The organism is Vescimonas sp. (genome assembly GCF_057856985.1).
In genome coordinates this window covers 1-26,579 of the sequence record NZ_DBLZXX010000005.1, presented here as the reverse complement: position 1 = coordinate 26,579, position 26,579 = coordinate 1, and the positions used below count along the sequence as shown (strand labels likewise).

At 61.0% G+C, this 26,579-nt stretch carries 23 protein-coding genes and 1 tRNA gene; 15 read left to right on the top strand and 9 right to left on the bottom strand.

Annotation, left to right across the window (positions count from 1 at the left end):
• Positions 1-56: 56 nt before the first annotated feature.
• The 10 genes from ACZM22_RS05670 (at position 57) to ACZM22_RS05625 (ending at position 9,735) form a co-directional block, all read left to right on the top strand.
• Positions 57-1,148 carry a PfkB family carbohydrate kinase gene (locus tag ACZM22_RS05670; protein ID WP_489543387.1) on the top strand — a complete coding sequence of 364 codons (1,092 nt, stop codon included), beginning with the start codon at positions 57-59 and terminating at the stop codon, positions 1,146-1,148.
• Position 1,149: 1 nt separating this feature from the next.
• Positions 1,150-2,076 (top strand): pseudouridine-5'-phosphate glycosidase, encoded by a 927-nt coding sequence (locus tag ACZM22_RS05665; RefSeq protein WP_484424254.1) that lies wholly within the window; start codon positions 1,150-1,152, stop codon positions 2,074-2,076.
• 2 nt (positions 2,077-2,078) lie between these two features.
• Positions 2,079-2,366 (top strand): DUF1294 domain-containing protein, encoded by a 288-nt coding sequence (locus ACZM22_RS05660; protein ID WP_484424255.1) that lies wholly within the window; start codon positions 2,079-2,081, stop codon positions 2,364-2,366.
• 97 nt (positions 2,367-2,463) lie between these two features.
• Positions 2,464-2,985, top strand: coding sequence for a GNAT family N-acetyltransferase (locus ACZM22_RS05655; protein ID WP_489543386.1), 522 nt, complete (start codon positions 2,464-2,466; stop codon positions 2,983-2,985).
• A gap of 75 nt (positions 2,986-3,060) precedes the next feature.
• A complete protein-coding gene (gene trxA, locus ACZM22_RS05650; RefSeq protein ID WP_489543385.1) occupies positions 3,061-3,366 on the top strand; it encodes a thioredoxin in 306 nt (101 codons plus the stop codon).
• A 103-nt stretch (positions 3,367-3,469) separates the two neighbouring features.
• Positions 3,470-4,612: a homoserine dehydrogenase gene (locus tag ACZM22_RS05645; RefSeq protein WP_489543384.1), complete on the top strand. Its 1,143-nt coding sequence runs from the start codon at positions 3,470-3,472 to the stop codon at positions 4,610-4,612.
• Between the two features lie 151 nt (positions 4,613-4,763).
• Positions 4,764-5,486: a TVP38/TMEM64 family protein gene (locus ACZM22_RS05640; protein WP_489543383.1), complete on the top strand. Its 723-nt coding sequence runs from the start codon at positions 4,764-4,766 to the stop codon at positions 5,484-5,486.
• 381 nt (positions 5,487-5,867) lie between these two features.
• Positions 5,868-6,248: a hypothetical protein gene (locus ACZM22_RS05635; protein ID WP_489543382.1), complete on the top strand. Its 381-nt coding sequence runs from the start codon at positions 5,868-5,870 to the stop codon at positions 6,246-6,248.
• The gene (locus ACZM22_RS05630; RefSeq protein WP_489543381.1) at positions 6,230-7,015 is read left to right on the top strand and encodes a GGDEF domain-containing protein; all 786 of its coding nucleotides are present in this window, start codon (positions 6,230-6,232) and stop codon (positions 7,013-7,015) included. The genes ACZM22_RS05635 and ACZM22_RS05630 overlap by 19 nt, the downstream gene beginning before the upstream one ends.
• A gap of 119 nt (positions 7,016-7,134) precedes the next feature.
• Entirely contained in the window at positions 7,135-9,735 is a 2,601-nt protein-coding gene (locus ACZM22_RS05625) for an EAL domain-containing protein (RefSeq protein ID WP_489543380.1), read from the top strand.
• Between the two features lie 131 nt (positions 9,736-9,866).
• On the opposite strand, the gene ACZM22_RS05620 is transcribed toward ACZM22_RS05625, so the two are convergent.
• The 5 genes from ACZM22_RS05620 to polA all read right to left on the bottom strand — a co-directional run bounded on the left by ACZM22_RS05620 (position 9,867) and on the right by polA (position 14,807).
• Entirely contained in the window at positions 9,867-10,043 is a 177-nt protein-coding gene (locus ACZM22_RS05620) for an antitoxin VbhA family protein (protein ID WP_489543379.1), read from the bottom strand.
• 32 nt (positions 10,044-10,075) lie between these two features.
• Positions 10,076-10,151, bottom strand: a tRNA-Thr gene (locus ACZM22_RS05615).
• A gap of 526 nt (positions 10,152-10,677) precedes the next feature.
• Positions 10,678-11,691, bottom strand: coding sequence for a tRNA (adenosine(37)-N6)-threonylcarbamoyltransferase complex transferase subunit TsaD (tsaD, locus tag ACZM22_RS05610; protein ID WP_484424263.1), 1,014 nt, complete (start codon positions 11,689-11,691; stop codon positions 10,678-10,680).
• The gene (gene rimI, locus ACZM22_RS05605; RefSeq protein WP_489543378.1) at positions 11,688-12,155 is read right to left on the bottom strand and encodes a ribosomal protein S18-alanine N-acetyltransferase; all 468 of its coding nucleotides are present in this window, start codon (positions 12,153-12,155) and stop codon (positions 11,688-11,690) included. The genes tsaD and rimI overlap by 4 nt, the downstream gene beginning before the upstream one ends.
• A gap of 3 nt (positions 12,156-12,158) precedes the next feature.
• Positions 12,159-14,807: a DNA polymerase I gene (gene polA / locus ACZM22_RS05600; protein WP_489543377.1), complete on the bottom strand. Its 2,649-nt coding sequence runs from the start codon at positions 14,805-14,807 to the stop codon at positions 12,159-12,161.
• A 171-nt stretch (positions 14,808-14,978) separates the two neighbouring features.
• Between polA and ACZM22_RS05595 the strand changes: the two genes are divergently transcribed.
• Positions 14,979-15,905 carry an AEC family transporter gene (locus ACZM22_RS05595; RefSeq protein WP_484424266.1) on the top strand — a complete coding sequence of 309 codons (927 nt, stop codon included), beginning with the start codon at positions 14,979-14,981 and terminating at the stop codon, positions 15,903-15,905.
• A 59-nt stretch (positions 15,906-15,964) separates the two neighbouring features.
• Here ACZM22_RS05595 and ACZM22_RS05590 read toward each other — a convergent pair whose 3' ends face one another.
• The 4 genes from ACZM22_RS05590 to asnS all read right to left on the bottom strand — a co-directional run bounded on the left by ACZM22_RS05590 (position 15,965) and on the right by asnS (position 20,899).
• Positions 15,965-16,654, bottom strand: coding sequence for a helix-turn-helix transcriptional regulator (locus ACZM22_RS05590; RefSeq protein ID WP_484438339.1), 690 nt, complete (start codon positions 16,652-16,654; stop codon positions 15,965-15,967).
• 27 nt (positions 16,655-16,681) lie between these two features.
• Positions 16,682-18,412, bottom strand: a complete 1,731-nt coding sequence (locus ACZM22_RS05585) for a class I adenylate-forming enzyme family protein (RefSeq protein WP_489543376.1) — start codon at positions 18,410-18,412, stop codon at positions 16,682-16,684.
• Positions 18,405-19,280, bottom strand: coding sequence for a hypothetical protein (locus ACZM22_RS05580; RefSeq protein WP_484424267.1), 876 nt, complete (start codon positions 19,278-19,280; stop codon positions 18,405-18,407). The genes ACZM22_RS05585 and ACZM22_RS05580 overlap by 8 nt, the downstream gene beginning before the upstream one ends.
• A 224-nt stretch (positions 19,281-19,504) precedes the next feature.
• Positions 19,505-20,899 (bottom strand): asparagine--tRNA ligase, encoded by a 1,395-nt coding sequence (gene asnS / locus ACZM22_RS05575; protein WP_489543375.1) that lies wholly within the window; start codon positions 20,897-20,899, stop codon positions 19,505-19,507.
• Between the two features lie 264 nt (positions 20,900-21,163).
• Between asnS and feoB the strand changes: the two genes are divergently transcribed.
• The 4 genes from feoB to ACZM22_RS05555 all read left to right on the top strand — a co-directional run.
• Positions 21,164-23,503: a ferrous iron transport protein B gene (gene feoB, locus ACZM22_RS05570; RefSeq protein ID WP_489543374.1), complete on the top strand. Its 2,340-nt coding sequence runs from the start codon at positions 21,164-21,166 to the stop codon at positions 23,501-23,503.
• The gene (locus tag ACZM22_RS05565; RefSeq protein WP_489543373.1) at positions 23,500-23,679 is read left to right on the top strand and encodes a FeoB-associated Cys-rich membrane protein; all 180 of its coding nucleotides are present in this window, start codon (positions 23,500-23,502) and stop codon (positions 23,677-23,679) included. Before feoB ends, ACZM22_RS05565 begins: the two co-directional genes overlap by 4 nt.
• Positions 23,676-24,536, top strand: a complete 861-nt coding sequence (locus ACZM22_RS05560; protein ID WP_489543372.1) for a DUF2238 domain-containing protein — start codon at positions 23,676-23,678, stop codon at positions 24,534-24,536. The genes ACZM22_RS05565 and ACZM22_RS05560 overlap by 4 nt, the downstream gene beginning before the upstream one ends.
• Positions 24,537-25,218: 682 nt before the next feature.
• Positions 25,219-26,579 (top strand): ParB/RepB/Spo0J family partition protein (locus tag ACZM22_RS05555; RefSeq protein WP_489543371.1); only part of this gene is annotated, 1,361 nt, incomplete at its 3' end.

Here is a 26,579-nt window from a genome sequence, read left to right as displayed (position 1 = left end):
CCGCGCTATGATAAGCACATGATTAGAAAATTAATTTTCGTTTAGGAGGCGATACCATGACCCAGCGAGAGCGCCAGTTGTTGGAGTGGATCCGGGAAAATCCCATGATCTCCCAGCAGGAGCTGGCCGAAAAGGCCGGTATCACCCGTTCCAGCGCCGCAGTACACATCTCCAGCCTGATGAAGAAGGGCTATATCGCCGGACGGGGCTATCTGCTGCGCACCGACCCCTACATCGTGGTGGTGGGCGGCGTCAACATGGACATCGGTGCCGTGTCACACGCGCCTCTGGTGGCGCGGGACTCCAATCCCGGCCGCGTCACCACTTCGCTGGGCGGTGTGGGCCGCAACATTGCCCATAACCTGTGCCTGCTGGGCGAGCATGTTTCCATGGTCACGGTGCTGGGGCAGGACAGCTTCGCCCAAAGCGTGCGGGAGAACGCCGCTGCCATCGGCCTGGACCTGACCCACAGCGCCGTCATCCCCGACGGGCGCACCGGCACCTACCTGTTCATCGACGACAGCGACGGTGACATGGCGCTGGCCGTCAATGACATGTCCATCTACGACCACATGACGCCGGACTTCCTGCGCCAGCGTCTGGACTTCATCAACCACGCCGACCTGGTGGTGGTAGAGACGAACCTGCCGGAGGCGTCGCTGCACTGGCTGTGCCAGCACTGCACCGCGCCCCTGCTGGCCGACCCGGTCTCCACCATCAAAGCCCCCAAGCTCCAGCCGGTGCTGGGCCGCCTGACAGCCCTGAAGCCCAACCGCATGGAGGCGGAACTGCTCAGCGGCGTCCCCATCCATAATGAGGCCGACGCGGCCCGTGCGGCGGAAAATCTGCTGGACACCGGCCTGCAGCAGGTCTACATCTCCCTTGGCAGCGACGGCCTGTACGCCGCCGACCGGCAGGGCCATACCGCGCGGGTGGTCTGCCCCAAGGTCCAGATCGCCAACGCCACCGGCGGCGGCGATGCGGCAGCCGCCGCGCTGGCCTCCTGCATAGCCCACGGCAAAACGCTGGAGGAGACAGCCCATCTGGCGATCGGTGCCGGCGCGCTGGCCTGCACCTCACCCGAGACGATCCACCCCGGCATGAGCTGGGAGAACATCCAATATATTCTTGACAAGGAGGAACTTTGATATGAACCGTTATCTGGACGTTGCACCCGAAGTACAGGAGGCCATCAAGGCCGGTAAGCCCGTCGTGGCGCTGGAGAGCACCATCATCAGCCATGGCATGCCCTATCCCCAGAACGTGGAGACGGCCCTGAACGTGGAGAAGATCATCCGCGAGGGCGGCGCCGTGCCCGCCACCATCGCCATCATCGGCGGCCGCCTGAAGGCCGGCCTGACCCCCGAGGAGATCGACTATCTGGGCAAGACCGGCGCCGGCGTCACCAAGGCCAGCCGCCGCGACCTGCCCATTCTGGTGGCGGAGAAGCGCGACGGCGCTACCACCGTCACCACTACCATGATGATCGCTGCCATGGCCGGTATCGAGGTGTTCGCCACCGGCGGCATCGGCGGTGTCCACCGCGGCGCGGAGACCACCATGGACATCTCCGCCGATCTGGAGGAGCTGGCCCAGACCCCCGTGATGGTGGTGTGCGCCGGTGCCAAGTCCATTCTGGATCTGGGCCTGACCCTGGAGTATCTGGAGACCCACGGCGTCCCCGTCATCGGCTACCAGACCGAGGAGCTGCCTGCCTTCTACACCCGTAAGTCCGGTTTCGGCGTGGATTACCGTCTGGACACACCCGCCCAGCTGGCCGAGGCGTTCCATGTCAAGCGTGAGCTGGGCCTGCGCGGCGGCATGCTGGTGACGAACCCCATCCCCGAGGAGTACTCCATGGACGCCGATGTCATCAATAAGGCCATTGATGAGGCCGTGGAGGAGGCCAAGGAGCAGGGCATCCACGGCAAGGCCACCACGCCCTTCCTGCTGGCCAAGATCAAGGACATCACCGGCGGCAGCAGTCTGGCTGCCAACATCCAGCTGGTGTACAACAACGCCCGTCTGGCCACTGCCACCGCAGTGGAGCTCAGCAAGCTGCGTAACGCCGACTGACGGTGAAGGAGCTCCTGACCACCCCCGCCGGTGTACTGGCCCTGTGGCTCATCGTCATCAACCTGGCCACCTTTGCGGTGTACGGTATCGACAAGAGCCGCGCCAAGCGGGGCGTGTGGCGCGTACCGGAAAAGACGCTGTTCCTGCTGCCCCTGCTGGGCGGCAGCATCGGAGCTCTGCTGGGCATGCGGACGTTCCGTCACAAGACGAAGCACTGGTACTTCGTCTGGGGCATCCCCGCGATCCTGCTGGCGCAGATCGCGCTGGCGGCATGGCTGCTGTACCGATAACAAAACCGGCTCTCCGTCTGACGGGGAGCCGGTTTTCCGCGAAAAAGCAGGTGACAGCGCCGCTTTCGGATGCTATAATGCCGGTGAGGTGAGCAACATGATGATCCGAAAAGCGGCCGCCGCCGATATCCCCGCCATCGCGGCCATCTATAATGCCCTGCTGGACCGTGAGGAGCAGGGTCTGCTGACCACCGGCTGGACCCGCGGCATCTACCCCACGGAGCAGACGGCCTTGGACGCCCTGACCGCCGGCACCCTCTACGTGCTGGAGGACGAGGGCCGCGTCACCGCTGCCGCCAAGATCGACCAGCACCAGATGCCCCAGTACGCCCAGTGTCCCTGGCAGTACGAGGCCCCGCCGGAGCGGGTGCTGGTGCTCCACACGTTGGTGGTGGACCCTGCCGTCAAGGGCAAGGGGTATGGCACCGCCTTCGTCCGGTTCTACGAGCAGCTGGGCCGCGAGACGGGACGGAACTGCCTGCGCATCGACACCAACGCCCGCAACACCCCCGCCCGCACCCTGTACGCCCGTCTGGGCTATATCGAGGCGGGCATCATCGGTGGCAGCTTCAACGGTATCCCCGGCGTACAGCTGGTCTGTCTGGAAAAAACCGTCTGATTGTTGCATATGCCGCTGATATTCGGCAGAACATTCCATATACTAAAGAAAATCATCCACAAAGGAGGACGTGTCATGGCCATTGTACACGCAACGACGCAGAGCTTTGAACAGGAGGTCCTGCACGCGGACAAGCCGGTGCTGGTGGACTTCTGGGCGGCATGGTGCGGTCCCTGCCGGATGCTGGCCCCCGTGCTGGAGTCCCTGTCCGATCGGGACGATTTCAAGATCGTCAAGGTGGATGTGGATGCGGAACCGGCCCTTGCCATGCAGTTCGGCATCGAGAGCATCCCCACCCTGCTGGTGTTCCGGAATGGCCAGCTGGTGAACAGATCCATCGGACTTGTCTCCCAGCCGGAGATCCTGCGTCTGATGCAGTGAACCGAATGCCTGTACCGCCGCTGGTACAGGCATTTTTCCTGTTGACAACCCGTCTGCGGCTGGGTACAATGGGGCAAAATCAACTGACAGGGGGTACTTCCCAATGAACATCGGACTGCTGGGCTTTGGCGTGGTGGGCGGCGGCGTGCTGGAGTTGACCCAGAGCCGCAGCGACATCGCCGTTTCCCGTGTGCTGCTGCGCAGCCCCAAGGCCGGCCTGCCGGAGGGCCTGGCCACCTACGACTTCAACGACATTCTGACCGATGACGCCATCGACACGGTGGTGGAGGTCATGGGCGGGCTGCACCCCGCCTACGAGTACGTCAGCGCCGCTATGGAGCGGGGCAAGAACGTGGTCACGGCCAACAAGGCCCTAATCGCCGCCTACTATCCGGATCTGACGGCACTGGCAAAGAAAAAGGGCGTGGCCCTGCGCTGCACCGCCGCCGTGGGCGGCGGCATCCCGTGGCTGGTGAATCTGGCCCGTGTCAAGCGGCTGGACACCGTGGGCGCCGTGGGCGGCATCATGAACGGCACCACCAACTTCATCATGGACGCCATGCACAAGTCCCCCGTGGACTTCCCCGCCATTCTCAAGGAAGCGCAGGACTTGGGCTACGCGGAAGCGGACCCCTCCGCCGATATCGACGGTGATGACATCCGCCGGAAGCTGTGTATCTCCGCCAACATCGCCTTTGACGCAGTACTGGAGGAGACGGCCATTCCCACCTTCGGCATCCGCACCGTCACGGCGGAGGACATTGCCGCCTTCAAGGCCCACGGCTTCGTGTGCAAGCTGCTGGCCGCAGCGGAGTCCACGGAAAACGGCGTCTGTGCCTATGTGGAGCCCACACTGGTGGACGCCGGTGAACCGGAGGCCGCCGTGCCCGCCAACTACAACCTCATCACCTGCACCGCCGAGCGCGTGGGCCGCCAGAGCTTCTTCGGTCAGGGCGCGGGCCGCTTCCCCACCGCCTCCAATGTGGTGCAGGACTGTCTGACCATCCTGTCCGGTGACAAGTCCTTCTACACCGGCAAGGCCGACACCGCCCAGCTGGACGGCTCCGCCGAGGCCCACCCCTACTACGTGCGCACCGCCGCGCCGGACGACTTCCTGCGCAGCGTCACCGCTGACCACTGGGGCGCGGGCGTCGTCACCTCCGCCGTCAACACCTACGCCATGCTGGCATGGGCCAGGCGCCAGCTGGCGGCGGACCCTGCCTGCTTCATCGCCGGTATCCGCTGAACTTCTTCATCACGCAAAAAGAGGGCTGCGCTGCGGCTCTCTTTCTCCGTTTAAGGAAATCTTTATGATTCGTTCAAATATTCCCCCGTTTTTTGTGGTAGGATACCATGCAGCATGATGAACTATATTTCCACGAAAGAGGCCCGCACACATGAAACAGCACCGCGCGTTCACTGAAAAACAGAAAAAGCTGCTGTCCGGCGGCGCGATCGTCATTTTTGTCCTGCTGTCTGCGGCGCTGGCCTGGTTCGCGGGCCGTCCCATGGTCCGTTTCGCCAGGGAGCCGGAGGCGTTCCGCCAGTGGGTGGCCGGTCACGGCGTCTGGGGCATGGCCGCCTACGCGGGCATGGTGTTTCTGCAGGTGCTGGTGGCCATCATCCCCGGCGAACCGCTGGAGATCGCGGGAGGCTACGCCTTCGGCGCCGTGTGGGGCACGGTGCTGTGCCTGCTGGGCTCGATCCTGGGCAGTGTGACGGTGTTCGCCGTGGTGCGGAAATGGGGTATCCCGCTGGTGGAGGTGTTCTTCCCCAGGGAGAAGCTGGAAAAGCTGTCCTTTCTGCGCACGTCCCCTAAGCGGACAGCGCTGCTGTGGCTGGTATTCACCGTCCCCGGCACACCCAAGGACCTGCTGTGCTACTTTGCGGGCCTCACGGACCTGAGCTGGTCTTCCTGGCTGCTGATCGCCTCCGTGGGCCGCATCCCCTCCATCGTCACGTCCACCGTGGGCGGCGATGCTCTGGGCATGCAGAATTACCAGTTCGCCGTTGTCACTTTCCTCGCCACGCTGGTCATCGCCGGTGTCGGCCTGCTGATCTACCGGCAGGTCTGCCGCCGCCACGACGCCCACCGCGGCTCTGCCAACAGTGATACGTGACATGCAGGAGCCATAGTATATCGTCCGTCATCGAAACGCCGCCCGCCGGGGCGGCGTTTTTTCTGTCAGCGGCGAGGGCAGGTTGACAATTCTATTCGGTGGGTTCATACTGATGCAGCATATCTGATGCGCGGCCGCTGCCGGCAGATCATAGCACTTCGCCCGCTCCGGCATCTGAAACGCCTTTTCGTCTGCTTGTCTCCTTCGGCAGAATCTCCAATTTTGATTTGTAAAATTTTCCTCTTTGCACAAAATTACTTGTAGATTTTTCCAGAGAATGCTGTATAATATCGTTAAAATACTGTCAAGAACGCCCGTGCGATTTTGGTTTTTTCTCATTCGGAGGACTGCGCCCTGTGCGCCCGGAAAGGAGGCGTTGGCATGGCCGGGAATTTGAAAATACGGACGCTGGGCAACTGGAGTCTGGGGATCACCGCGGTACTGGCGATCCTCTGTATCGCCGTGTCCATTCTGGGCTTTCGGAAATACGAGGTGCTGCAAAGCTCCACCCGGGACTACATCGCCTGTGAGGCCGCAGCCCAGCGATTCCAGACAGGCTCGGACACGCTGACCCGTCAGGTGCGGCTGGCCGCCGCCACCGGTGAGCAGACCTATATCGACGCCTATTTCGAGGAGGCCAACGTCACCCGCAGCCGTGAGACCGCGCTGGCGGACCTGTCCGCCCTCCACGGCGGCGAGGACGCCAAGTCCGAGATCGCCGGCGACGTGGATGCAGCTCTGGCGTGTTCACCGACACACTGACGGCACGGCAGCAGCGGGCGGCGGATGTGTTTGCCCGCATTTTCCGGACCATCACCGTCTGCGTGGTGCTCTTCGCCGCAGTGATGCTGCTGGAGTGCATGGTCATCCGCCGCGGCATCGTACACCCCCTGCTGGAGTATAACGAAAGCATCCACCACGGCGTCATCGCCCCCATCCACGGAGTAGCGGAGCTGCGGACGCTGGCGGAGACCTATAACAGCATCTACGAGGAAAATGAGGAACGGGAGATGCTGATGAAGCATCAGGCGGAGCACGACAGTCTGACGGAGCTGCTGAACCGCCGCTCCTTCGATCAGATCCTGAGCCTGTATGAAAAAGACCGGAGCAGCTTCGCTCTGATCTTGGCGGATGTGGACGTCTTTAAGCAGATCAATGATACCTGCGGCCACGACACGGGCGACCGCATCCTGAAAAGGGTGGCCGCGCTCCTGCACACCACCTTCCGTTCCACCGACTACGTGTGCCGCATCGGCGGCGACGAATTTGCCGTCATCATGGTGGATATGAGCCGCGAGCTATACTACACCATCACCGATAAAATCGCGGAGATCAACGGCCTGCTGGCCGTACCGGAGGACGGCCTCCCCGCGGTATCCCTCAGCGCAGGCGTGGCCTTCTCCGATGAGAATGGCTTCTGCGGCAGCCTGTTCAGGGCGGCGGACAGCGCCCTCTATACCGCCAAGGCCCATGGCCGCTGCGGCTGCAGCGTATCCCCCGCGCCAGACGAGACCGGCAGCAAAAGCTGAGGCGCGACGCATCATGACCCCGGAAACCTTTCGCCGGCAGCCGGGCGGCCCGGGCGCAGCTCTCCCCCCCAACCGATGCGCGGCATCGCTGTCAAACAAGCAAAAGAGGAGTAGTAGAGATGTCATTGAAGAAACAGATCCTTGTGGTGGAGGACAACCAGATCAACCGCGAGATGCTGCGCATGATCCTGTCCGGCCAATACGACGTGACAGAGGCGGATAGCGGCCAGACAGCCCTGAACCTTCTGCGGGATCGCAAGGACGATATTGCCCTGATCCTGCTGGATGTGATGATGCCGGTGATGGATGGCTATACGTTTCTGGAGCTGGTGAAGCAGGACCCCGAGCTGGCCCTGATCCCCGTCATCGTCACCACCCAGAATGACAGCGAGACCGATGAGATCGCCGCGCTGGAGCACGGTGCCACGGACTTCGTGCCAAAGCCCTACCGCCCCCAGATCATCCTGCACCGCGTGGCCAGCCTCATCAACCTGCGGGAAAATGCAGCCATGGTCAACCAGCTCCGCTATGACCGGCTCACCGGTCTTTACAGCAAGGAGTTCTTCTATAAGCAGGCGCAGGAGCAGATGCGCACCCATCCGGAGCGGCAGTATACCATCATCTGCTCCAATATCGAAAATTTCAAGCTGTATAACGATGTGTTCGGCATCGCCGCCGGCGACCGCCTGCTCCGCGAGATCGCCAACATGTTTCTGGAGCTAAAGGGCCGCGATGAGATCTGCGGCCGCTTCAACGCCGACCGCTTCATGCTCCTGCGCAGTCAGGAGCACCGCACTGCAAACTACGATCACCTTGTGGAGACCGGTCAGCAGATGCTGAGCGCGGCGAAGAACACCGTTATGAAGTGGGGCGTGTATGAGGTGGCCAGCGAAGGCGTCTCTGTGGAGCAGATGTGCGACCGTGCCTTTCTGGCAGCGGACAGCATCCGTGGCCAGTACAACACCCATTTCTCCGTCTACGATGACAGCCTGCGCAGCAAGCTGCTGCGGGAGCAGGTCATCACCGAGTCCATGGAGGCCGCCCTCGCCCAGAGGCAGTTTCAGGTCTACCTCCAGCCCAAGTTCAGCCTGCTGGACGACCGACTGGCCGGTGCCGAGGCGCTGGTGCGCTGGATCCATCCTGAGATGGGCTTCCTGTCCCCCGGTGAGTTTATCCCCCTTTTTGAAAAGAACGGCTTCATCACCCAGCTGGACCGCTACGTCTGGGAGGAGGCGTGCCGCCTGCTCCACGACTGGCAGAGCCGTGGGCTCACCACCGTCCCCGTGTCCGTCAACATCTCCCGCGCCGACATCTATCAGGCAGACGTGGCCGATGTGCTGCTGGGTCTGATACGAAAGTACCGGCTGAAGCCCGCCCTGCTGCATCTGGAGATCACGGAGAGCGCCTATACTGAGGATCCGCAGCAGATCATCGACACCGTGGCGCATCTGCGCTCCCTTGGCTTCATCATCGAGATGGACGACTTCGGCAGCGGCTACTCCTCCCTGAACATGCTGAACCAGATGAAGCTGGACATCCTGAAGCTGGACATGAAGTTCATCCAGAGTGAGACAGCCAAACCGCCGGAGCAGGGCATCCTCTGCTTCATCGTCGAGCTGGCCCGCCGGCTGAACCTCAGCGTGGTGGCCGAGGGCGTGGAGACCCGGGAGCAGCTGGAGCACATCCGCGACATCGGCTGCGACTACGTGCAGGGCTACTTCTTTGCCAAGCCCATGCCCAGCGCCGAGTTTGAAAAATACCTGACCGAGGAGCCCTCTCGCGCCATCATAGGCCGCGCGGTGTTCACCCGCCCTGCCCAGACTCTGCTGGTGGCGGACGAGGATCCCGACTACCGCGCCCAGGTGCGCGCCACCTTTTCCGGTCTCCGCCAGGTGCTGGAGGCCGCCGACGCGGTCACGGCTCTTGCCTGCGTGGCGGAGCACGAACGCGACGAGACGTTCGCTGTGCTGCTGAGCATGACCCTGCCGCAGCAGGGAGCCTTCGACGTGCTGGCCGCCATCCAAGCCAACCCCGCCCTCTGGCACGTCCCTGTTCTGGTAACATTGCCACAGGACGAAGCGCTGGAGAGCCAGGCCCTGCGCGCCGGTGCGGATGACTTCATCAAAAAGCCCCATACCCAGGTGGGTCTGCGGAAGCGGCTGGAGCTGCTGACCGGCTTATCCACCCACAAGGCACGGGAGCGCACGCCGCAGAACCATACCTGCCGAGACTATCTGACGGGTCTGCTGAACCGCCGCGGCCTCCATACCGCGCTGGATTCCCTGTGGCGGGAGGACCTGCCTCTGGCACTGTATATTTTCGATCTGGGCGGCCTGAAAAAAGTCAGCGACGGCTGCGGTCACGACCATGACAGCCAGCTGCTGAAAGCCTTCGGCGAGCTGCTGCGCAGGCGCACCCGAAACGGCGACATCCTCTGCCGCTACGGCGGGGACGAGTTTGTGGTGATCCTCCGCCGCATGGACAACGCCGAGGCGGTCCGGCGCAAGGGTACCGAGATCTGCCGCGCCATCGGCGAGCTCCTGCCGGGTGCGGAGCTTCTCGGCAGCTGCTCCGCCGGCGCCGTCCTGTGCGGCGACGAGGAATGTCCCTTTTCCGAGCTGCTGGAAAAGGCGACCAAGGCCCTGTACCGGGCCAAGCGTCTGGGCAAAGGTACCTGCTGTCTCTGGCACGACGAAGCCGAGAAAGATATCTGCCTGTAAAGACAGCGCAGACATAGAAGCAGGGAGTAAAAACAAAAGGCAATTCGGGCCGGGCACGCCGGCGCTGATCGATGTCGGTGCTGATGCTGGCCGCCGCAGGGAATTCCCTGCGGCGGCCTTTTTTGCTATACTCATTTTATCGCCTCGCCAAGTATCTGCCGCAGCAGCTCCGCCGTGGTCACCTCGCCCCGCAGCACACGCTGGCACTGCTCCCGCATCTGGGGCGTCACCTGGCAGCCCTCCATGCGGACGGAGGCCTCCGCGTTCTTCATAGGAAGTGTATATCGTTTGTCGCTGCTCTTGCACATAGAAAAACTCCTCGCGTCATCCGCGAGGAGTCTGGAGCTTGTGGCCGGATTCGAACCGGCGACCTGCTCATTACGAGTGAGCTGCTCTGCCAGCTGAGCCACACAAGCACAGTGAAATACCAGATGATAGTATAACATATCCCCGTGCCGCCGTCAACCGTCTTTTCGCCGTTCCGGCGAAATAATACATAACGTAATCTCCCCATCGAAGCCTGCCGCTTTTTCTCACGCCGCGAAAATCCGCTCCCTTCCCCGTTTCCGTCACACCCTGGGAAAAAGCTTCGCTTTTCCCTATTCCCCCGCTTTTCCCTGACAATTTCGCTATTCCGCTGCAAGACGTTCCCTTTACATACATTTTACATAATCCTGCATTACATAATTTTTACAAAGAGTTATCCACACTTTCCACAAAGTTTTCCACAGCTATGTGCTCCCTGTATTTTCAATACTTTTCCTCCTTTTTCGCCAGATTCACCGACACTCATACTTCGGTTTCCACTTTTCTAATCTCCCCGTTTTACTTTACATAACATCACAAATCGACGCGCACAGCCATCTTGTTTACCATAACGACCCCTTCTGCCAGCCATCGGAGCAGGAAAACGCCCCGCTCCCGAAAGAGCGGGGCTGCACGTTATGTCAGTGTACCCAGATCCATGGTGGCGTAGGCATTGAGGTCCAGTCCGGCACGGCGGCCCGCCAGATACTCGTAGTAGCCCTGCGCGCCGATCATAGCGCCGTTATCTCCGCACCATCGCAGCGGCGGCAGGAACAGCCGCGTCCCCGTCTTACGGCAGGCGTGCTCCAGATCCCCGCGGATGACGGAGTTCGCCGCCACGCCCCCGGCGGCCACCAGCGTGTCATACCCTGTCAGCTCCAGCGCCCGCATGGCGCGGGGCACCAGCTCGCCCGACACGGCGCAGGCGAAGTCCCGTGCCAGCGCGGGGGCGTCCAGTTCCTCCCCCTTCTGCTGGGCGTTGTGGGCCAGGTTCACCACCGCCGTTTTCAGGCCCGAGAAGCTCATGTCCAGCTCCGCGCCGGACACGTGGGCACGGGGCAGCTCATATTTGCCGCCGGCGGACTGCTGCGCCAGCTCGTCCATGGGCTTGCCGCCGGGATAGGGCAGTCCCAGCACACGGGCCGCCTTGTCGAAGCACTCCCCCGCCGCGTCGTCGCGGGTAGCGCCCAGCACCGTCATATCCGTGTAGTCCCTCACGTCCACGATCAGGGTGTTGCCGCCGGAGATGGCCAGTGCCACGAAGGGCGGCTCCAGCTCCGGAAACGCCAGATAGTTGGCGGCGATGTGGCCCCGCACATGGTGTACGGGGATCAGCGGCACCCCCAGCGCGTAGGCAGCGGATTTGGCAAAGGACACCCCCACCAGCACCGCGCCGATAAGCCCCGGGGCATACGTTACCGCCACGGCGTCGATGTCTCGCTTCGTCAGGCCCGCGTCGGCCAGCGCCTTGTCGGATAGGGCGGCGATGGCCTGCACGTGCTTGCGGGAGGCGATCTCCGGCACCACGCCGCCGTACAGGGCGTGCATGTCCGCCTGAGAGAGGATCGCGTCGGACAGCAGCTGCCGTCCGTCCCGCACCACTGCCACAGCCGTCTCGTCGCAGGAGGATTCAAAGGCCAGAATGTTCATTGCGCCGCCTCCTCCGTGTAGTATTTTGTGAGGATGAGGGCGTCCTCCTTGGGCAGGTCGTAGTAGTTGCGCCGCCGCCCCACCTCCCGGAAGCCGAAGCCCTCATACAGCGCGATGGCCGCCGCGTTGGAGGACCGCACCTCCAGCGTCAGGAACGCCAGATGATTGCCCTTTGCGAAGTTGTCGAACACCTGCAGAAGCTGGGCTGCCACGCCCTGCCTGCGGCAGGAGGGGTCCACGGCCACGTTGGTAATGTAGCCCTCGTCAGCCACCACCAGCAGGCCCGCGTAGCCCACCGCCTTCTCCGTCTCCGGCTCCACCGCCACCAGAAAGGCGGCGCACTGGTTGTCCAGCTCCTCAGCCAGCATCTTCTTGGACCACGGGCGGGAGAAGCACATCCGCTCCAGCTGCTCCAGCCGGTCCAGATGCTCCGCCGCCATGGGTACGATCTTTACCTGTTTCATGTCTTACTCCTTCGCTGCCAGCCAGTTTTTGCCGCTGTGCGCCTCGGCGATCAGGGGCACGGACAGCTGCGCGGCCTGCTCCATCTCCTCCGTCAGCAGGCGCTCTGCCTGCTCCCGCTCCGATGCCGGACACTCCACGATCAGCTCGTCGTGTACCTGCATGAGAAGCCGGGCGCGCAGCCCCTCCCGCTTCAGGCGGTGGTGTACCCGCACCATGGCCAGCTTCATGATGTCGGCGGCGGTGCCCTGCACCGGCATGTTCAGCGCCACCCGCTTGCCGAATTCCCGCATGTTGAAATTGCTGCTTTTCAGCTCCGGCAGGGCGCGGCGCCGGTGCATCAGCGTCTGGACGTAGCCGTCCTGCTCCGCCTTGGTGACCACGTCGGTCATATACTGCCGCACGCCCTGATACGTCTCAAAATACCGCTCCATATACGCCTTGGCCTCCGCCACCGTGACGCCGATGTCCTGCGCCAGCGAGAAGGCGGAGATGCCGTAGACGATGCCGAAGTTCACCGCCTTGGCGCGGCGGCGCATCTCCGGTGTCACCTCCTGCGGCTCCACATGGAACACGCGGGAGGCGGTGACGGTGTGGAAATCCTCCCCTGACCGGAACGCCGCCTGCATCTCGGTGTCGCCGGCAATGTGGGCCAGCAGCCGCAGCTCGATCTGAGAGTAGTCCGCGTCCACCAGCACGCAGCCCTCCGGCGCGGTGAACATCCGCCGCAGCTGGCTGCCCAGCTCCGTGCGGGTGGGGATATTCTGGAGGTTTGGCTCCGTGGAGCTCAGCCGCCCCGTGGCCGTCACCGTCATCTGGAAGCTGGTGCGCACTCGCCCGTCCGGCTCGATGACCTTCATCAGCCCATCCACGTAGGTGCTTTTCAGCTTGGCGTACTGCCGGTAGCGCAGCACATCCGCCACGATGGGCGCATCGTACCGCAGCTTTTCCAGCACGTCGGCATTGGTGGACCAGCCGGTCTTGGTCTTTTTCCCGTGGGGCAGGCCCAGCTTTTCAAACAGGATCACGCCCAGCTGCTTGGGAGAGTTGATGTTGAATGTCTCTCCCGCCGCGTCGTAGATAGCCTGCTCCGTCTCGTCCATGACGCCCTGCAGCGTCTCGCCGTACTGGGCCAGCGCCTTCCGATCCACCAGAAAGCCCGCCGTCTCCATCTCCGCCAGCACGCGGCACAGCGGCAGCTCCACATCGTAGTAGAGCGGCTCCATGTCCAGCTCCCGCAGCTTGGGCGCCAGCGTCTCGTGGAGCGCCGACACGGCGGAGGTATAGCTGATGAGCGCCGTCTGCGCCGCCGCGTCGTCCCCCAGCAGGGAGGTGAACGCCTCCGGCTCCAGATGGGCGGGCTTGGGCAGCTCCTCGTTATAAAAGGAGAGGAACAGCTTGGCGATATCGTAGCTGCCGGCGGTGGCGTCGCAGAGGTACGCCGCCAGCGCCGTATCGAACACAAAGCCCTCGGCGGGCAGCTCCCGCTCCAGCAGGGCGCGTATCATATCCTTAACGTTGTGCCCCACCTTTTTGATGTCCGCCGCGAACAGCGACGCCAACAGGTCATGCCAGTTCCCGGCGTAGCGGTTTTCGTACAGCTCCGCCATCAGGGTCGCATCCTCCCCCGCCTCGCACTCTACCGCCAGCGCGGAGAGATCCGGCAGGCCGTAGACGGTGACGCGCTCTGCCGCCCGCCACAGGGTCAGCAGCTCCTCCGCCCGCGCCGCCGTCTCCACGATCTCCGCATGGGCGGTGTGAGACGGCTTTTCCTCCGCGGTGCGGCTGGGGGACAGACCGTACTTGTCGATGAGCTTCTGGAACTCCAGCCGCAGGAACAGGTCGTACAGCTCCGGCTTGAAGGGCTGGCGCAGGTTGTCCTCCGGTCTGAACTCCAGCGGCGCGTCGGTGACGATGGTGGCCAGCCAATAGCTGTGCCGCGCCGACTCCTCCCCCTCCTGCAGCTTCCGCAGGGCGGCGGGCTTGGCGTGAACGTCCGGCATCTGTGCGTACAGCGTATCGATGCTGCCGTACTCCTGTACCAGGGCCATGGCGGTCTTTTCCCCGATGCCCGGCACGCCCGGGATGTTGTCGGAGCTATCGCCCATCAGAGCCTTCAGGTCGATCATATGGATGGGTGCGAAGCCGTAGGTCTCCTGAAATGTCTCCGGCGTCATGTCCTTGGTGGTGGTCTGGCCCATGCGGGTGGACACCAGCTTCACCTTGGTGTGGTCGGTGATAAGCTGGAGGCTGTCCTTGTCGCCGGTGACGATGACGCAGTCCCAGCCCGCCGCCTCGCATTTGCGGCTGATGGTACCGATAAGGTCGTCGGCCTCGTACCCCGTCAGCTCATACCGAGGGATGCTCATGGCCGTCAGCACCTGCTTCAGCGGCAGCATCTGCATCGCCAGCTCCTCCGGCATTCCCTTGCGCTGGGCCTTGTAGGCCGCATCGGCCTCATGCCGGAACGTAGGCTCCCGCCGGTCGAAGGTGACGCACAGCGCCTCCGGCTTCTCCTCGTCCAGCAGGCGCTGCAGCGTGGTGATAAAGCCGTAGATGGCGTTGGTGTATAGTCCCTGCCGCGTGGTCAGGGGCCGGATGCCGTAATAGGCGCGGTTGACGATGCTGTTGCCGTCAAGGACCATCAATTTCATAGGGAGCCTCCGTTTTTATCCATAAGTAATTGTATTATACGCCGATTTCCCCCATAAAACAACCGTTTCTCTTGACAGCTTTCGGTTTTGTGATAGACTTGTCTGGTGCTTTGCGGAATTTTTATAAAGACATCGGCGCGCTGCGCCATTGGATAAAGGAGGCTCCCTGGCATGATCGAATCCTTTCTGACGGTGGGCCGTCAGATCATTACGCTATATCTGCTGATGGCCGTGGGCTACGTGCTGGGGAAGCTCAAGCTCATCGACGACCATGGCGCCGCCAGCATGAGCACGCTGGTGATGTATATCGTCAGCCCCTGTATGCTGCTGGTGGCCTTCCAGCGTCCCATTGAGCAGGATACGCTCCACAACTTTTATGTCGTGGTGGCCGTGTCCCTCCTGCTGCACGTGGCTTTCATCGTGCTGTCCCGCCTGATGATCCACGACACGGACCGGCATCGCCGGAACCTGCTGCTGTTTGCCGCCGTGTTCTCCAACTGCGGCTTCATGGGCTACCCCGTGATGACCTCTCTGATCGGCACCATCGGCGTATTCTACGGCTCGGCCTACAACGTGATTTTCACGTTCCTCAGCTGGACCTACGGCATCTACGCCATCACCGGTGACAAGACCCAGCTGAAGCTGCGCCCCCTGCTGCTGAATCCCGGCGTCATCAGCATCGTGCTGGCTCTGGCCCTGTACCTGCTGGAAATCACTCTGCCGGATATCATCATGACCCCCGCGACGTACCTCTCGGCCCTGAATACGCCGCTGCCTATGGTGGTGGTAGGCTCCCAGCTGAGCCACGCCGACTTTCGCGCCGCTCTGAAGGGCGCCAGCTCCTGGATCACCATGCTGCTGCGTCTGGTGGCGTTCCCCCTGCTGTCTCTGGGCATCTGCCTGGCCCTGGGTCTGAACAGCGATCTGACCATGGTCCTGGTCATCGCCGCCAGTGCGCCGGCAGCTGCTCTGCTGAGCATGCTCTCGGCCAAGTTCGAGCTGGACTCGGAGCTGGCCTCCTCCATGGTGTCGGTACAAACCGCCTTCTCCGCCCTGACCATGCCCCTGGTCGTGAGTCTGGTGGACTATCTGGCCTGATTTCTTCTGTGCATAAAAAGCCTCCCGCAGCCTATGCTGCGGGAGGCTTTTCGCGTTCTTCACTTGTTGTTCAGCTTCCCCAGATACCGGTAGATGCTGGCCTCAGAGCTGTGGAGCGCCTGGGCTACGTGGCTGACGGAGCCCTTCAGCAGGAACACGCCCTTGCGGTTCAGGATGTCCATGATCTCCATCTTCTCGTCCTGGGTCAGGCGGTCCACCTCCACCGGATAGTCCGCCACCACCTGAGACACGATGCTGGCGGTGGCGCCGGCGATCGACGTGGGATATCCGCTGCGCACCGGCATCTCCACCGGATCGTTGCTGTCGGCGATGAGCCGCGTACCGCTGGGTACGCCGCGCTTCAGGCCGCCGCCGCACAGCTCCATGACCTTGCGGGCCAGTTCCTCATAGCGGCTGGCATCGAAGTTGATGCACAAAAATCCCGTCAGCTCGCCGGAGCGGCCGCGAATAAGCATGGAGTTGGAGCACATGGTCTTGCCGGTGGCGGAGACCGTCTCGAAATCCAGCACATAGTTCTGCGTCTCGCTGAGATTCCCTGCCAGATACTCCAGCATCTTGTTGCTCAGAGGCGACCCCAGATGACGTCCCGTCAACTCGCCGTTGGCGATGGCGATGATCTCGTTGGAATCATCCTTCAGTTCGTGCAGCGCGATCTCGTAGTCGGGGCCCATGACGTGGCCCAGAAAGTCCACGAGCAGCGTATAGTGCCGCTTCAATTCTTTGTCCATGGGAGTCAGCCTCCTTTGTTTGTTATATTACGCCTCTTCCGGCTGCTGGACAGCCAGCTTGGCCTTCTCCTCGTCCTCCAGCACGCGGTAGGCCACCTTGCCCACCAGCGTCTTGGGCAGTTCCTCGCGGAACTCGATGTCGTAGGGCATGGCGTACTTGGCGATGTGCTTGCGGCAGTAGGCCAGCAGCTCCTGCTTGGTGGCATCGTCGGCGGGAACGCCGGGCTTGAGCATCACGAATGCCTTGACCTTCTGCATTTTATAGGCATCGGGCACGCCGATGATGCAGCTCATCTGCACCTTCTCGTGGGCGTCCAGAATGTTCTCCAGCTGGCCGGGGTACACGTTGTAGCCGGAGGAGATGATCATCCGCTTGGCGCGGCCCTTGAAGTAGATGAAGCCCTGATCGTCCATGGTGCCCAGGTCTCCGGTGTACACCCAGGTCAGGCCGTCCGCGTGCTTGCGCAGGGTTCTGGCCGTCTCCTCGGGGTTGTTCATGTACTCCTTCATCACGGTGGGCCCGGCCAGCAGGATCTCGCCCTCCTCGCCGTAGGGCACCTCCTCGTCGGTGTCGGGCTTCACGATCTTGATGTACGTGTCGGGGAACGGCAGGCCGATGGAGCCCTCCTTATAGATGTTGGTGGGCGTCAGGCAGCAGGCCGTCACCGTCTCGGTGGTACCGTAGCCCTCCCGCACCTGGATAACGGCCTTATGGTCGTACAGGAACTTGTCGAACTTCTTCTTCAGCTCGATGGACAGGCTGTCGCCGCCGGAGAACACGCCCTTCAGACTGCTGAGGTCGGCGTTGTCCATGCTGGGCAGGCGCAGCAGCGCCTCGTACAGCGTGGGGACGCCGGCGATGAAGTTGCAGCGGTACTTGACGATCTGCTTGGCGTAGCTCTTGGCGGTGAAGCGGGGGATGAGGATGCAGCGGCCGCCGTTGGCCAGCATGGAGTGGACGCACACGCCCAGGCCGAAGCCGTGGAACAGGGGCATGGCCGCCAGCATCTTGTCGCCGGGCCGGAACATGGGGTTGGTGGCGATGATCTGCTGACCCAGCGCGTTGAAGTTGCCGTTGGTCAGCACGATGCCCTTGGTGGTGCCGGTGGTTCCGCCGGAGTACAGGATGACGGCGGGATCGTTGAAGCCCCGCTCCACCCGGTAGTTCTTATAGAAGCAGTACCGGGACATCTCCATAAACTCCCGCCAGCGGATGACAGGCGCATCCTCGGGGATCTTCTGGATCTTGCGGCCCTCTGTGAGCATGTAGCCGGCGCGGATGGTGCGGCTCAGCTCATCCTTCACCGATGCGATGATGATGTTGATGATATGGGTGTTCTGGCGGATATGCTCGAACTTGTTGTAAAACTGGTCCAGCGTGATGGCCGTGGTGGACTCGGAGGCGTTGAGATAGAATTCGATCTCCTTCTCCGCCGACAGGGGGTGGATCATGTTGGCAATGCCGCCCACCAGGTTGACGGCGTAGAACATGTAGATGGCCTGGGGGCAGTTGGGCATGGCGATGGTGATGCGGTCGCCGGGCCGCACGCCAAGGGTCTTCAGGCTCTTGGCACACTTCTCGATCTCCTGCACCATCCGGCGGTAGGTGACGGAGCGGCCCATAAAGTCAAACGCGATATAATTGGGATACATGTCCGCCATACGCTCCACAGCGTCGAACATGCTGCCCTGAAAATAGTCCAGATGCATGGGCACGTCGCCCATATAGTTCTCCCACGGGGTCTTTACTTCACTCATACTGTACCTCCTCGCTCAGCGGTTTTTCCAGTTCCTCGGGGTGCTCCAACAGATATTTCAGCAGCCGCACGGACTTGGAATAGTAATAGCCGTCTGCCAGACGCTCGTCGATGGTCAGGCCAAGATCCAGCGTCTCCCTCATTGTCACGTTCCCGTCCGCATCATAGAAGGGAAACAGCTTCTTCTCGCCGATGATGCAGAACAGGGAGCAGGTGCCCCAGTTGGTCAGGTGGTGATAGCCGCATTTGAGCTTGATAGAGCCCAGATTGGAGATGACCACCGAATTATAATAGGGGTCCGTGGCGATGATATCCTTGGGCACCCAGCCGTGCTTATCCAGCCACATCAGGATGCGGATAGCGGCCTTGCTGACGAAGCGGGGGATCTTGTTGAGATAGTCCATGACGCCGGTGGTAGGGTCCACCTTCTCGCTGCGGCACTCCGTCACCTGCTGGCGGATATACTCGTGTACATCGGCCAGAGTGTTGTCCTCCTTGCCGCGCATGACGGCCAGCGCCTCGGCGCCCTTGTCGGAGAACTGCTTTTTCACCACAAAAGAGGCGGAGATATAGTTTCTCTGATAGAAATTGCTGTTGGCAATGAAGCGGTTCAGCTTGGGACGCAGCATGATCGTCTTCAGCAGTGCCGCCACCACCAGATGGAACATGGTGTAGGGAAATTCCGTCTCCTCCTTGTTCTTCTCGGCCAGATAGGCGTTCATGGCCGTCAGGTCGATGCGCAGGGAGACATAGGCCTCGTTGTCGCAGCGGTTGGGGTAGATGATGCCCGTGATGTAGTGGAGGGAGTCCAACTCCCGCAGGAGCCGTCCGTCCTTCCGGTCACCACGGCGTTTTTTCTGTGTTTCCATATTTTTCTCCTGTAAGTTTACCTAATAAAAATGTCAACTATTTACAAGCACACCTAATAATTTATATCAGATAGCACCAATAACATGACTAACCTGCAGTTTTTCATTATAGCAGGCCACCCCCCAAATTACTACCCTTTTTTTCGTTTTTTTGCAGTTCATGATGAAGAAGTATTAAAAGGGACTGCGGCACATGGCCGCAGTCCCTTTGCCTGCACGTTTTTTTAGAAATCGGCGCTGCCCACAGTGCGGGGGTGCAGCTCCACATCACGAATATTGCTGACACCGGTGAGGTACATCACCATGCGCTCGAAGCCCAGGCCAAAGCCGGCGTGGCGGCAGGAGCCGTAGCGCCGCAGGTCGCAGTACCACCAGTAGTCCTCCGGCTTCATGCCCAGCTCGCGGATGCGGCTCTCCAGCAGGTCCAGACGCTCCTCGCGCTGGCTGCCGCCAATGATCTCGCCGATGCCCGGCACCAGGCAGTCCGCCGCGGCCACAGTCCTGCCGTCGTCGTTGAGGCGCATATAGAACGCCTTGATCTCCTTGGGATAGTCGGTGACGAATACCGGCTTTTTGAACACCTGCTCTGTCAGATACCGCTCGTGCTCGGTCTGGAGATCGGTGCCCCACTCCACTTTGTAGTCAAACTTATCGTTGTTCTTTTTCAAAATCTCCACGGCGTCGGTGTAGCTGACGCGGCCGAAGTCGGAGGAAGCCACATGCTCCAGCCGCTCCTTCAGGCCCTTGTCCACGAAGCTGTTGAAGAAGTCGATCTCGTCCGGGCAGCGCTCCAGCACCCTGCGGATAATGTGCTTGATCATGGCCTCGGCCACGTCCATGTCGCCGGCCAGATCGCAGAAAGCCATCTCCGGCTCGATCATCCAGAACTCGGCGGCGTGGCGCTGGGTGTTGGAGTTCTCGGCGCGGAAGGTGGGGCCGAAGGTGTACACATCGCCGAAGGCCATGGCAAAGTTCTCGGCGTTCAGCTGGCCGGACACGGTGAGGCTGGTCTTTTTGCCGAAGAAGTCCTGAGAGTAGTCCACCTGACCATCCTCGGTCTTAGGGACGTTGTTCAGATCCAGCGTGGTGACCTGGAACATCTCGCCGGCGCCCTCACAGTCGGAGCCGGTGATGATGGGAGTCTGGACATACACGAAGCCGCGGCTCTGGAAGAACTCATGGACGGCGTAGGCCGCCGCAGAGCGGACGCGGAACGTGGCGGAAAACAGATTGGTGCGGGGACGCAGATGCTGGATAGTACGCAGGAACTCCACGCTGTGGCGCTTCTTCTGCAGAGGGTAATCCGGGGTGGACTTGCCCTCCACCTCGATGGCGCAGGCTCTGACCTCCAGCGGCTGCTTGGCATCCGGCGTCAGCACTACGGCGCCGTGGACGATCAGGGACGCGCCCACGTTCTGCGCGGCGATCTCCTTATAATTAGAGACCTCCTCGGCGGACATGACCACCTGCAGATTCTTAAAGCAGGAGCCGTCGTTCAGCTCGATGAAGCCGAAGGTCTTCATGTCGCGGATGGTACGCGCCCAGCCGCAGACCGTGACCTCTTTGCCGCCCAGAGACTCCTGATCGGCGAAGATCGCTGCGATTTTCATTCGTTCCATAGTCTTTCACCTTTTCTGTTGATATTTCGGGGCACACGCTGTGCCATAATATGCTTTGGCAATATATTATACACTGCCGCGGCAGATTTTACAAGGAGGAGTTTCGGGAAACCGCCGGAAGGCTCTTCTCTCCGCTTTTGGCATATTTTTTTCGATTACAGGCGGGCAAAACCCGCTCCTGCGAGGGAACGGGGCTTGACAGAGCGCCATGCCATCCTGTACAGTAAGAAGATAAACTATTCCTGAAAAGAGGAACACTTACATATGACGCTGAGAGAATTAGAGGCAGGCAAAAGCGCCGTGATTCGCCGGGTGGGCGGCGAGGGTGCGCTGCGGCAGCACTTTCTGGATATGGGCATGATCCCCGGCGCAGAGGTAACGGTGGTAAAGCTGGCCCCCATGGGAGACCCCATGGAGGTACAGGTCCATGGCTACGAGCTGACGCTGCGTCTGGCGGAGGCCGATCAGATCGACATCGAGCCGATCCGGCAGCGCAGCCGCAGCCATGTCGGTGTGGATCGCGCCCGGGACCCCGACCATCCCGGTCTTGGCGAGAGCGGCAAGTACCACAGCAAGGAGGGCGAGCATCCGCTGCCGGAGGACACCGTCCTGACCTACGCGCTGGTGGGCAATCAGAACTGCGGCAAGACCACACTGTTCAACCAGCTCACCGGAGCGAGACAGCACGTGGGCAACTTCCCCGGCGTCACGGTGGACCGCAAAACAGGTGTGATCCGCGGCTATCCCAACACGGAGGTCACCGACCTGCCGGGCATCTATTCCATGTCCCCGTTCAGCAGCGAGGAGATCGTGTCGCGGAACTTCGTGCTGCAGGACAAGCCCAAAGCCATCATCAACATCGTGGACGCCACCAACATCGAGCGAAACCTGTATCTGACCATGCAGCTGCTGGAAATGGGCATTCCCATGGTGGTGGCGCTGAACATGATGGATGAACTGGTGGGCAATCAGGGCTCCATCGACGTCAACGCCATGGAGGCCATGCTGGGCGTTCCGGTCGTCCCCATCTCCGCCGCCAAGGACGAGGGTGTGGATGAGCTGGTGCAGCACGCTGTCCATGTGGCGAAATATCAGGAGCCGCCGCTGCAGCAGGACTTCTGCGGCAAGGACGACCACGGCGGCGCGGTACACCGCTGCATCCACGCGGTGGTACATCTCATCGAGGATCACGCCGTGCAGGCCGGTCTGCCGGTACGCTTTGCCGCCACCAAGGCCATCGAGGGAGACAGTCTCATTCTGGCGCAGCTGGCGCTGGATGAAAACGAGCGGGAAATGCTGGAGCACATCGTGCTGCAGATGGAGGCGGAGCGCGGTCTGGATCGCAGTGCCGCCATCGCGGACATGCGGTTCGATTTTATTGAACGCCTCTGCGAGCAGACGGTCATCAAGCCCCACGAGAGCCGGGAGCGCGTGCGCAGCGAGAAGATCGACCGCATCCTGACCGGCCGCTACACCGCGATCCCCTGCTTTATCGGCATCATGCTGCTGATGTTCTATCTGACCTTCAACGTCATCGGGGCGTGGCTCCAGTCCCTGCTGGCAGCTGGGATCGACAAGCTGTCCGCCCTGACGGACAGCGCCCTGACAGGGCTGGATGTGAACCCCGCCGTCCACAGCCTGGTCATTGACGGCATTTTCACCGGCGTGGGCAGCGTGCTGAGCTTCCTGCCCATCATCGTGACGCTGTTCTTCTTCCTGTCCCTGATGGAGGACAGCGGCTACATCGCCAGAGTGGCCTTTGTCATGGACAAGCCGCTGCGGAAGATCGGCCTGTCCGGCAAGAGCATCGTTCCCATGCTCATCGGCTTCGGCTGCACCGTCCCCGCAGTGATGGCCACCCGCACCCTGACCAGCGAACGGGACCGGAAAATGACCATTCTGCTGACGCCGTTCATGAGCTGCACGGCCAAGCTGCCCATCTACTCGTTCTTTGTCAGCGTGTTCTTTCCCGGCCGGGGCGGCCTTATCATGGCGGGGCTGTACCTGCTGGGGATCCTGGTGGGGATCCTGGCGGCACTGCTCTATAGGGGCACGCTGTTCAGCGGCGAGCCCATTCCCTTCGTGATGGAGCTGCCCAACTACCGGCTGCCCAGCGCTAAGAACGTGGCGCAGCTGCTGTGGGAAAAGGCCAAGGACTTTTTGCAGCGGGCCTTCTCCGTCATTCTCATCGCCACGGTGGTGGTGTGGTTCCTCCAGAGCTTTGACCTGCGCCTGAACATGGTGTCCGACTCTGCGGACAGCATGCTGGCCATGGCCGCCGGCGTACTGGCTCCGCTGTTCGCGCCGCTTGGGCTGGGCGACTGGCGCATCTGCACCGCCCTCATCAGCGGCTTTATGGCCAAGGAGAGCGTGGCGTCTACACTGGAGGTACTATTCGGAAACAGCATCGGCAGCATTCTTTCTCCGCTGGCTGCGGCGACGCTGCTGGTGTTCAGCCTGCTGTATACCCCTTGTATCGCGGCGGTGACCTCCGTCCGGCGTGAGCTGGGCGGCAAATGGGCGGTCGGGCTGGCCGTATGGCAGTGTCTCATCGCGTGGGTGGTGGCTTTCGTGGCCCACGGTATCGGGAGTGTGCTGCTATGAACGTCTGGGACATTCTCATTCTCGCAGCGGTGACGGCAGCGCTGTTTCTTGCGTTCCGCACCGCCGTCGGAAACCGGAAAAACTGCTGCGGCGGCTGCAAGGGATGCAGCAGCCGCGGGAAACACGACCGGTCCTGCTCATCCTGCCGGTCGGCCCACAAGGAGGAGACACTATGAAGAAACCCCACAAGCCCATTCCCAGCCCTCGTGACCTGAAGGGCACCATCCGGCGGCAGCCCGTGGTATTCGCGGTGTATCTGGTGCTGCGGCTCATCGTGCTGGGCACGCTGGTATCCTCCATCATCCGCGGCGAGTACGAGAGCGCGTTCATCTGCCTGCTGGTGTTGGCGCTGTTCATGCTGCCGTTCTTTATCCAGCAGAACTTCGGCATCGAGCTGCCGTCCACGCTGGAGATCATCATCCTGCTGTTTATCTTCGCGGCGGAGATCCTGGGCGAGCTGGAGTGCTATTTCATCACCTATCCCCACTGGGACTCCATGCTCCACACCACCACCGGCTTTCTGTGCGCCGCCACAGGCTTCGCCCTCATCGACATCCTCAACCGCAACAGCCGCATCAAGTTTGAGCTGTCCCCCATCTACGTGGCGCTGGCAGCGTTCTGCTTTTCCATGACGGTGGGCGTGCTGTGGGAGTTTTTTGAGTTCGGCATGGACCGGCTGTTCCACATGGACATGCAGAAGGACACCGTGGTGCAGTCCATCACCTCCGTGATGCTGGACCCCACCAACAGCAACACTCCCGTCACCATCGACGGCATCCACTCCGTAGCCGTCAACGGACAGGACCTGGGGTTTGACGGGTATCTGGACATCGGACTGTACGACACCATGGCGGACCTGTTCGTCAATTTTATCGGCGCAGTGGTGTTCAGCACCATCGGGTACTTCTACATCAAGCACCGCGGCAGGGGCAGGCTGGCCCGGGCGTTCATTCCCACCATCACAGAATCGGAGAATGCCGCCGAGGAGCTGCCGGACACGGAAGAAACGCCGGATACACCGGAGGAAACGTAAACAAGAGACGCCCGAGGCTACGTTTTCACAAGTACACATTGTGGCACAAGGGTAGCTGGTGCGAAAGTCGGTAAACGTCAAACCTAAGCACGCATAAAGCTGCAGGGAGGCAGGCCATCGGCCTGCCTCCCTGATTCGTTTATTCAGCTGACATCCTGCATGGGTAGGGATGAACTGTGCTACTCGTGCGGTACCCGTTTCGCTCAGTTAGAGCACAGCCAGCAGCCCCCAGAGGAGATAGCGGTACGCGCAGATTTTGTTTGACAGCTATACTAAGTCAACATTATTCTTTCTACGCGGTTGAAGCGGACGGCAAATTCGTACAATCAGTCCGCAACCTGCGCCATATCTCAGTCACAGTTAATTGCAATGATAATCAGTTAGTGCTGCAATTCTAGGCACTTTGCTTTCCGCTAAAAGTTTCCGAATCGCCTTCTCATTTTTGCTGTTTATGATGCCATTTTCATATGATTACTTCCTATTAGGAACACTGTAAATACAAGGCTTTTCGGAGCCTACAAACCAGAAAAAATAATATTTGATCTATCACATTACGCAAAAAGCCGTCCGGCATGAAAAACGGGCGGCTTTTTTGCGTGGATAGACGGAAAGGAGGCACAAAAATAACTACAAAATTTTAGCGTTCAAATTTGTGCAACTTTAACGAAAAGGAGGATCGTAAATGGCCGATGAAAAATTGAATACTGGCTCTGCGGAGAATATTTCCCCGGAGGCCGCCGAGCCTATCACCACACCCGAACAGGCCGCAGCGTCTGAGCCCCAGCAGGAACAGACCGGGCCTGCCATACCTGAGCCCGGCGATGTGGTTGTGTCCTTTGACAAAATCAATGAACTTATGGCGGAAAAGAGGCAGAACGCCCGCGCCGAAGTCGAAAAGGCGGAAACCCACGAAACGCCAGAGGCGGCAGCCCCCGGAGAAACACCGCAGCCCGCCAATACGGAGGAACCGAAAAAGCCGCGCCGTGGCCGTCCGCCGAAAGCGGAAAAGGCTGCGACTGAAAATCAGAAATCGGAGAAATCGGCTGGGGCCCGCAAGGGCCGCCCACCCAAGGCGGATAAGGCGGCCCATGACAAGCCCAAGCCGTCCAAACGAGACAAAGTGTCCCGAAGTGACGGAAAGGCCCCGGATGCCAAGGAGCCCATTAAGCCCGCACAGGATACGGCACCGAAGGAAACTGCCACTGCGGAACAGACGGCGCCCGAGCCGACCACACCGCCCCGCCCGGTTGAGGAAGGCAAGCTGGTTTATCTGAAACTTTCCGAGGTTCATCCGTTTCACACATTCCGTCCGCACCCCTTTAAGGTACGGGACGATGCGAAGATGCAGGAAATCGTTGCTTCTATCCGCGTAAACGGTGTAATGGTTCCCGGTCTTGCCCGCCCGGAGAAAGACGGAAACGGCTATGAAATTGTAGCGGGCCATCGCCGTACCCACGGCAGTGAACTGGCGGGGCTGGAGGAAATGCCCTTTATTGTCCGTGAAATGACCGACCACGAAGCGGTGCAGGCCATGAAGGACAGCAACAAGCAGCGTGACGGGATGCTCCCCAGTGAATTGGCCGCGCTGCTGGAACTTGAGGTTGAGGACATTAAGCATCAGGGCGGGCGGCTGAAAGGCGTTGCGGAAGGCGATGTTGGAAAACGCTCGGTTGAGATTGTGGGCGAGGCGCATGAGATGAACTATAAAAAGGTCATGCGCTACTTGCGGCTCAACTCTCTTGTGCCGGAGCTTCTGGATAAGGTAGACGATAAAAAGATGGGCTTTATGCCTGCCGTGGAACTGTCCTACATCAAACCGAAAAATCAGAGGCTTATTGCTGTTTCCATTGACGGGGAGCAGGCTTCGCCCTCGCTGGCCCAAGCTAAACGGCTCCGGGAGCTGGATAAGGAAGGCAAGCTCAACGGCGATGTCATTGACGGCATCTTATCAGAACAGAAAAAGGAGGATCGAGGCGTGATTATTTCTACTGCGGAACTGGAAAAGTATTTTGGCAAGGAGGTCACTCCCGCCAAAATGAAAGA

Bases quoted from the DNA above. Each gene is read 5' to 3' on its own strand.
- ACZM22_RS05665 (WP_484424254.1), top strand. From the start codon at position 1,150: ATGAACCGTTATCTGGACGTTGCACCCGAAGTACAGGAGGCCATCAAG.
- trxA (WP_489543385.1), top strand. From the start codon at position 3,061: ATGGCCATTGTACACGCAACGACGCAGAGCTTTGAACAGGAGGTCCTG.
- ACZM22_RS05635 (WP_489543382.1), top strand. From the start codon at position 5,868: ATGGCCGGGAATTTGAAAATACGGACGCTGGGCAACTGGAGTCTGGGG.
- asnS (WP_489543375.1), bottom strand. From the start codon at position 20,899: ATGGAACGAATGAAAATCGCAGCGATCTTCGCCGATCAGGAGTCTCTG.
- feoB (WP_489543374.1), top strand. From the start codon at position 21,164: ATGACGCTGAGAGAATTAGAGGCAGGCAAAAGCGCCGTGATTCGCCGG.
- ACZM22_RS05565 (WP_489543373.1), top strand. From the start codon at position 23,500: ATGAACGTCTGGGACATTCTCATTCTCGCAGCGGTGACGGCAGCGCTG.
- polA (WP_489543377.1), bottom strand. From the start codon at position 14,807: ATGAAATTGATGGTCCTTGACGGCAACAGCATCGTCAACCGCGCCTAT.
- ACZM22_RS05645 (WP_489543384.1), top strand. From the start codon at position 3,470: ATGAACATCGGACTGCTGGGCTTTGGCGTGGTGGGCGGCGGCGTGCTG.
- ACZM22_RS05670 (WP_489543387.1), top strand. From the start codon at position 57: ATGACCCAGCGAGAGCGCCAGTTGTTGGAGTGGATCCGGGAAAATCCC.
- ACZM22_RS05580 (WP_484424267.1), bottom strand. From the start codon at position 19,280: ATGGAAACACAGAAAAAACGCCGTGGTGACCGGAAGGACGGACGGCTC.
- ACZM22_RS05640 (WP_489543383.1), top strand. From the start codon at position 4,764: ATGAAACAGCACCGCGCGTTCACTGAAAAACAGAAAAAGCTGCTGTCC.
- ACZM22_RS05560 (WP_489543372.1), top strand. From the start codon at position 23,676: ATGAAGAAACCCCACAAGCCCATTCCCAGCCCTCGTGACCTGAAGGGC.
- ACZM22_RS05625 (WP_489543380.1), top strand. From the start codon at position 7,135: ATGTCATTGAAGAAACAGATCCTTGTGGTGGAGGACAACCAGATCAAC.
- ACZM22_RS05590 (WP_484438339.1), bottom strand. From the start codon at position 16,654: ATGGACAAAGAATTGAAGCGGCACTATACGCTGCTCGTGGACTTTCTG.
- ACZM22_RS05655 (WP_489543386.1), top strand. From the start codon at position 2,464: ATGATGATCCGAAAAGCGGCCGCCGCCGATATCCCCGCCATCGCGGCC.
- ACZM22_RS05585 (WP_489543376.1), bottom strand. From the start codon at position 18,412: ATGAGTGAAGTAAAGACCCCGTGGGAGAACTATATGGGCGACGTGCCC.
- rimI (WP_489543378.1), bottom strand. From the start codon at position 12,155: ATGAAACAGGTAAAGATCGTACCCATGGCGGCGGAGCATCTGGACCGG.
- tsaD (WP_484424263.1), bottom strand. From the start codon at position 11,691: ATGAACATTCTGGCCTTTGAATCCTCCTGCGACGAGACGGCTGTGGCA.
- ACZM22_RS05620 (WP_489543379.1), bottom strand. From the start codon at position 10,043: ATGTGCAAGAGCAGCGACAAACGATATACACTTCCTATGAAGAACGCG.
- ACZM22_RS05595 (WP_484424266.1), top strand. From the start codon at position 14,979: ATGATCGAATCCTTTCTGACGGTGGGCCGTCAGATCATTACGCTATAT.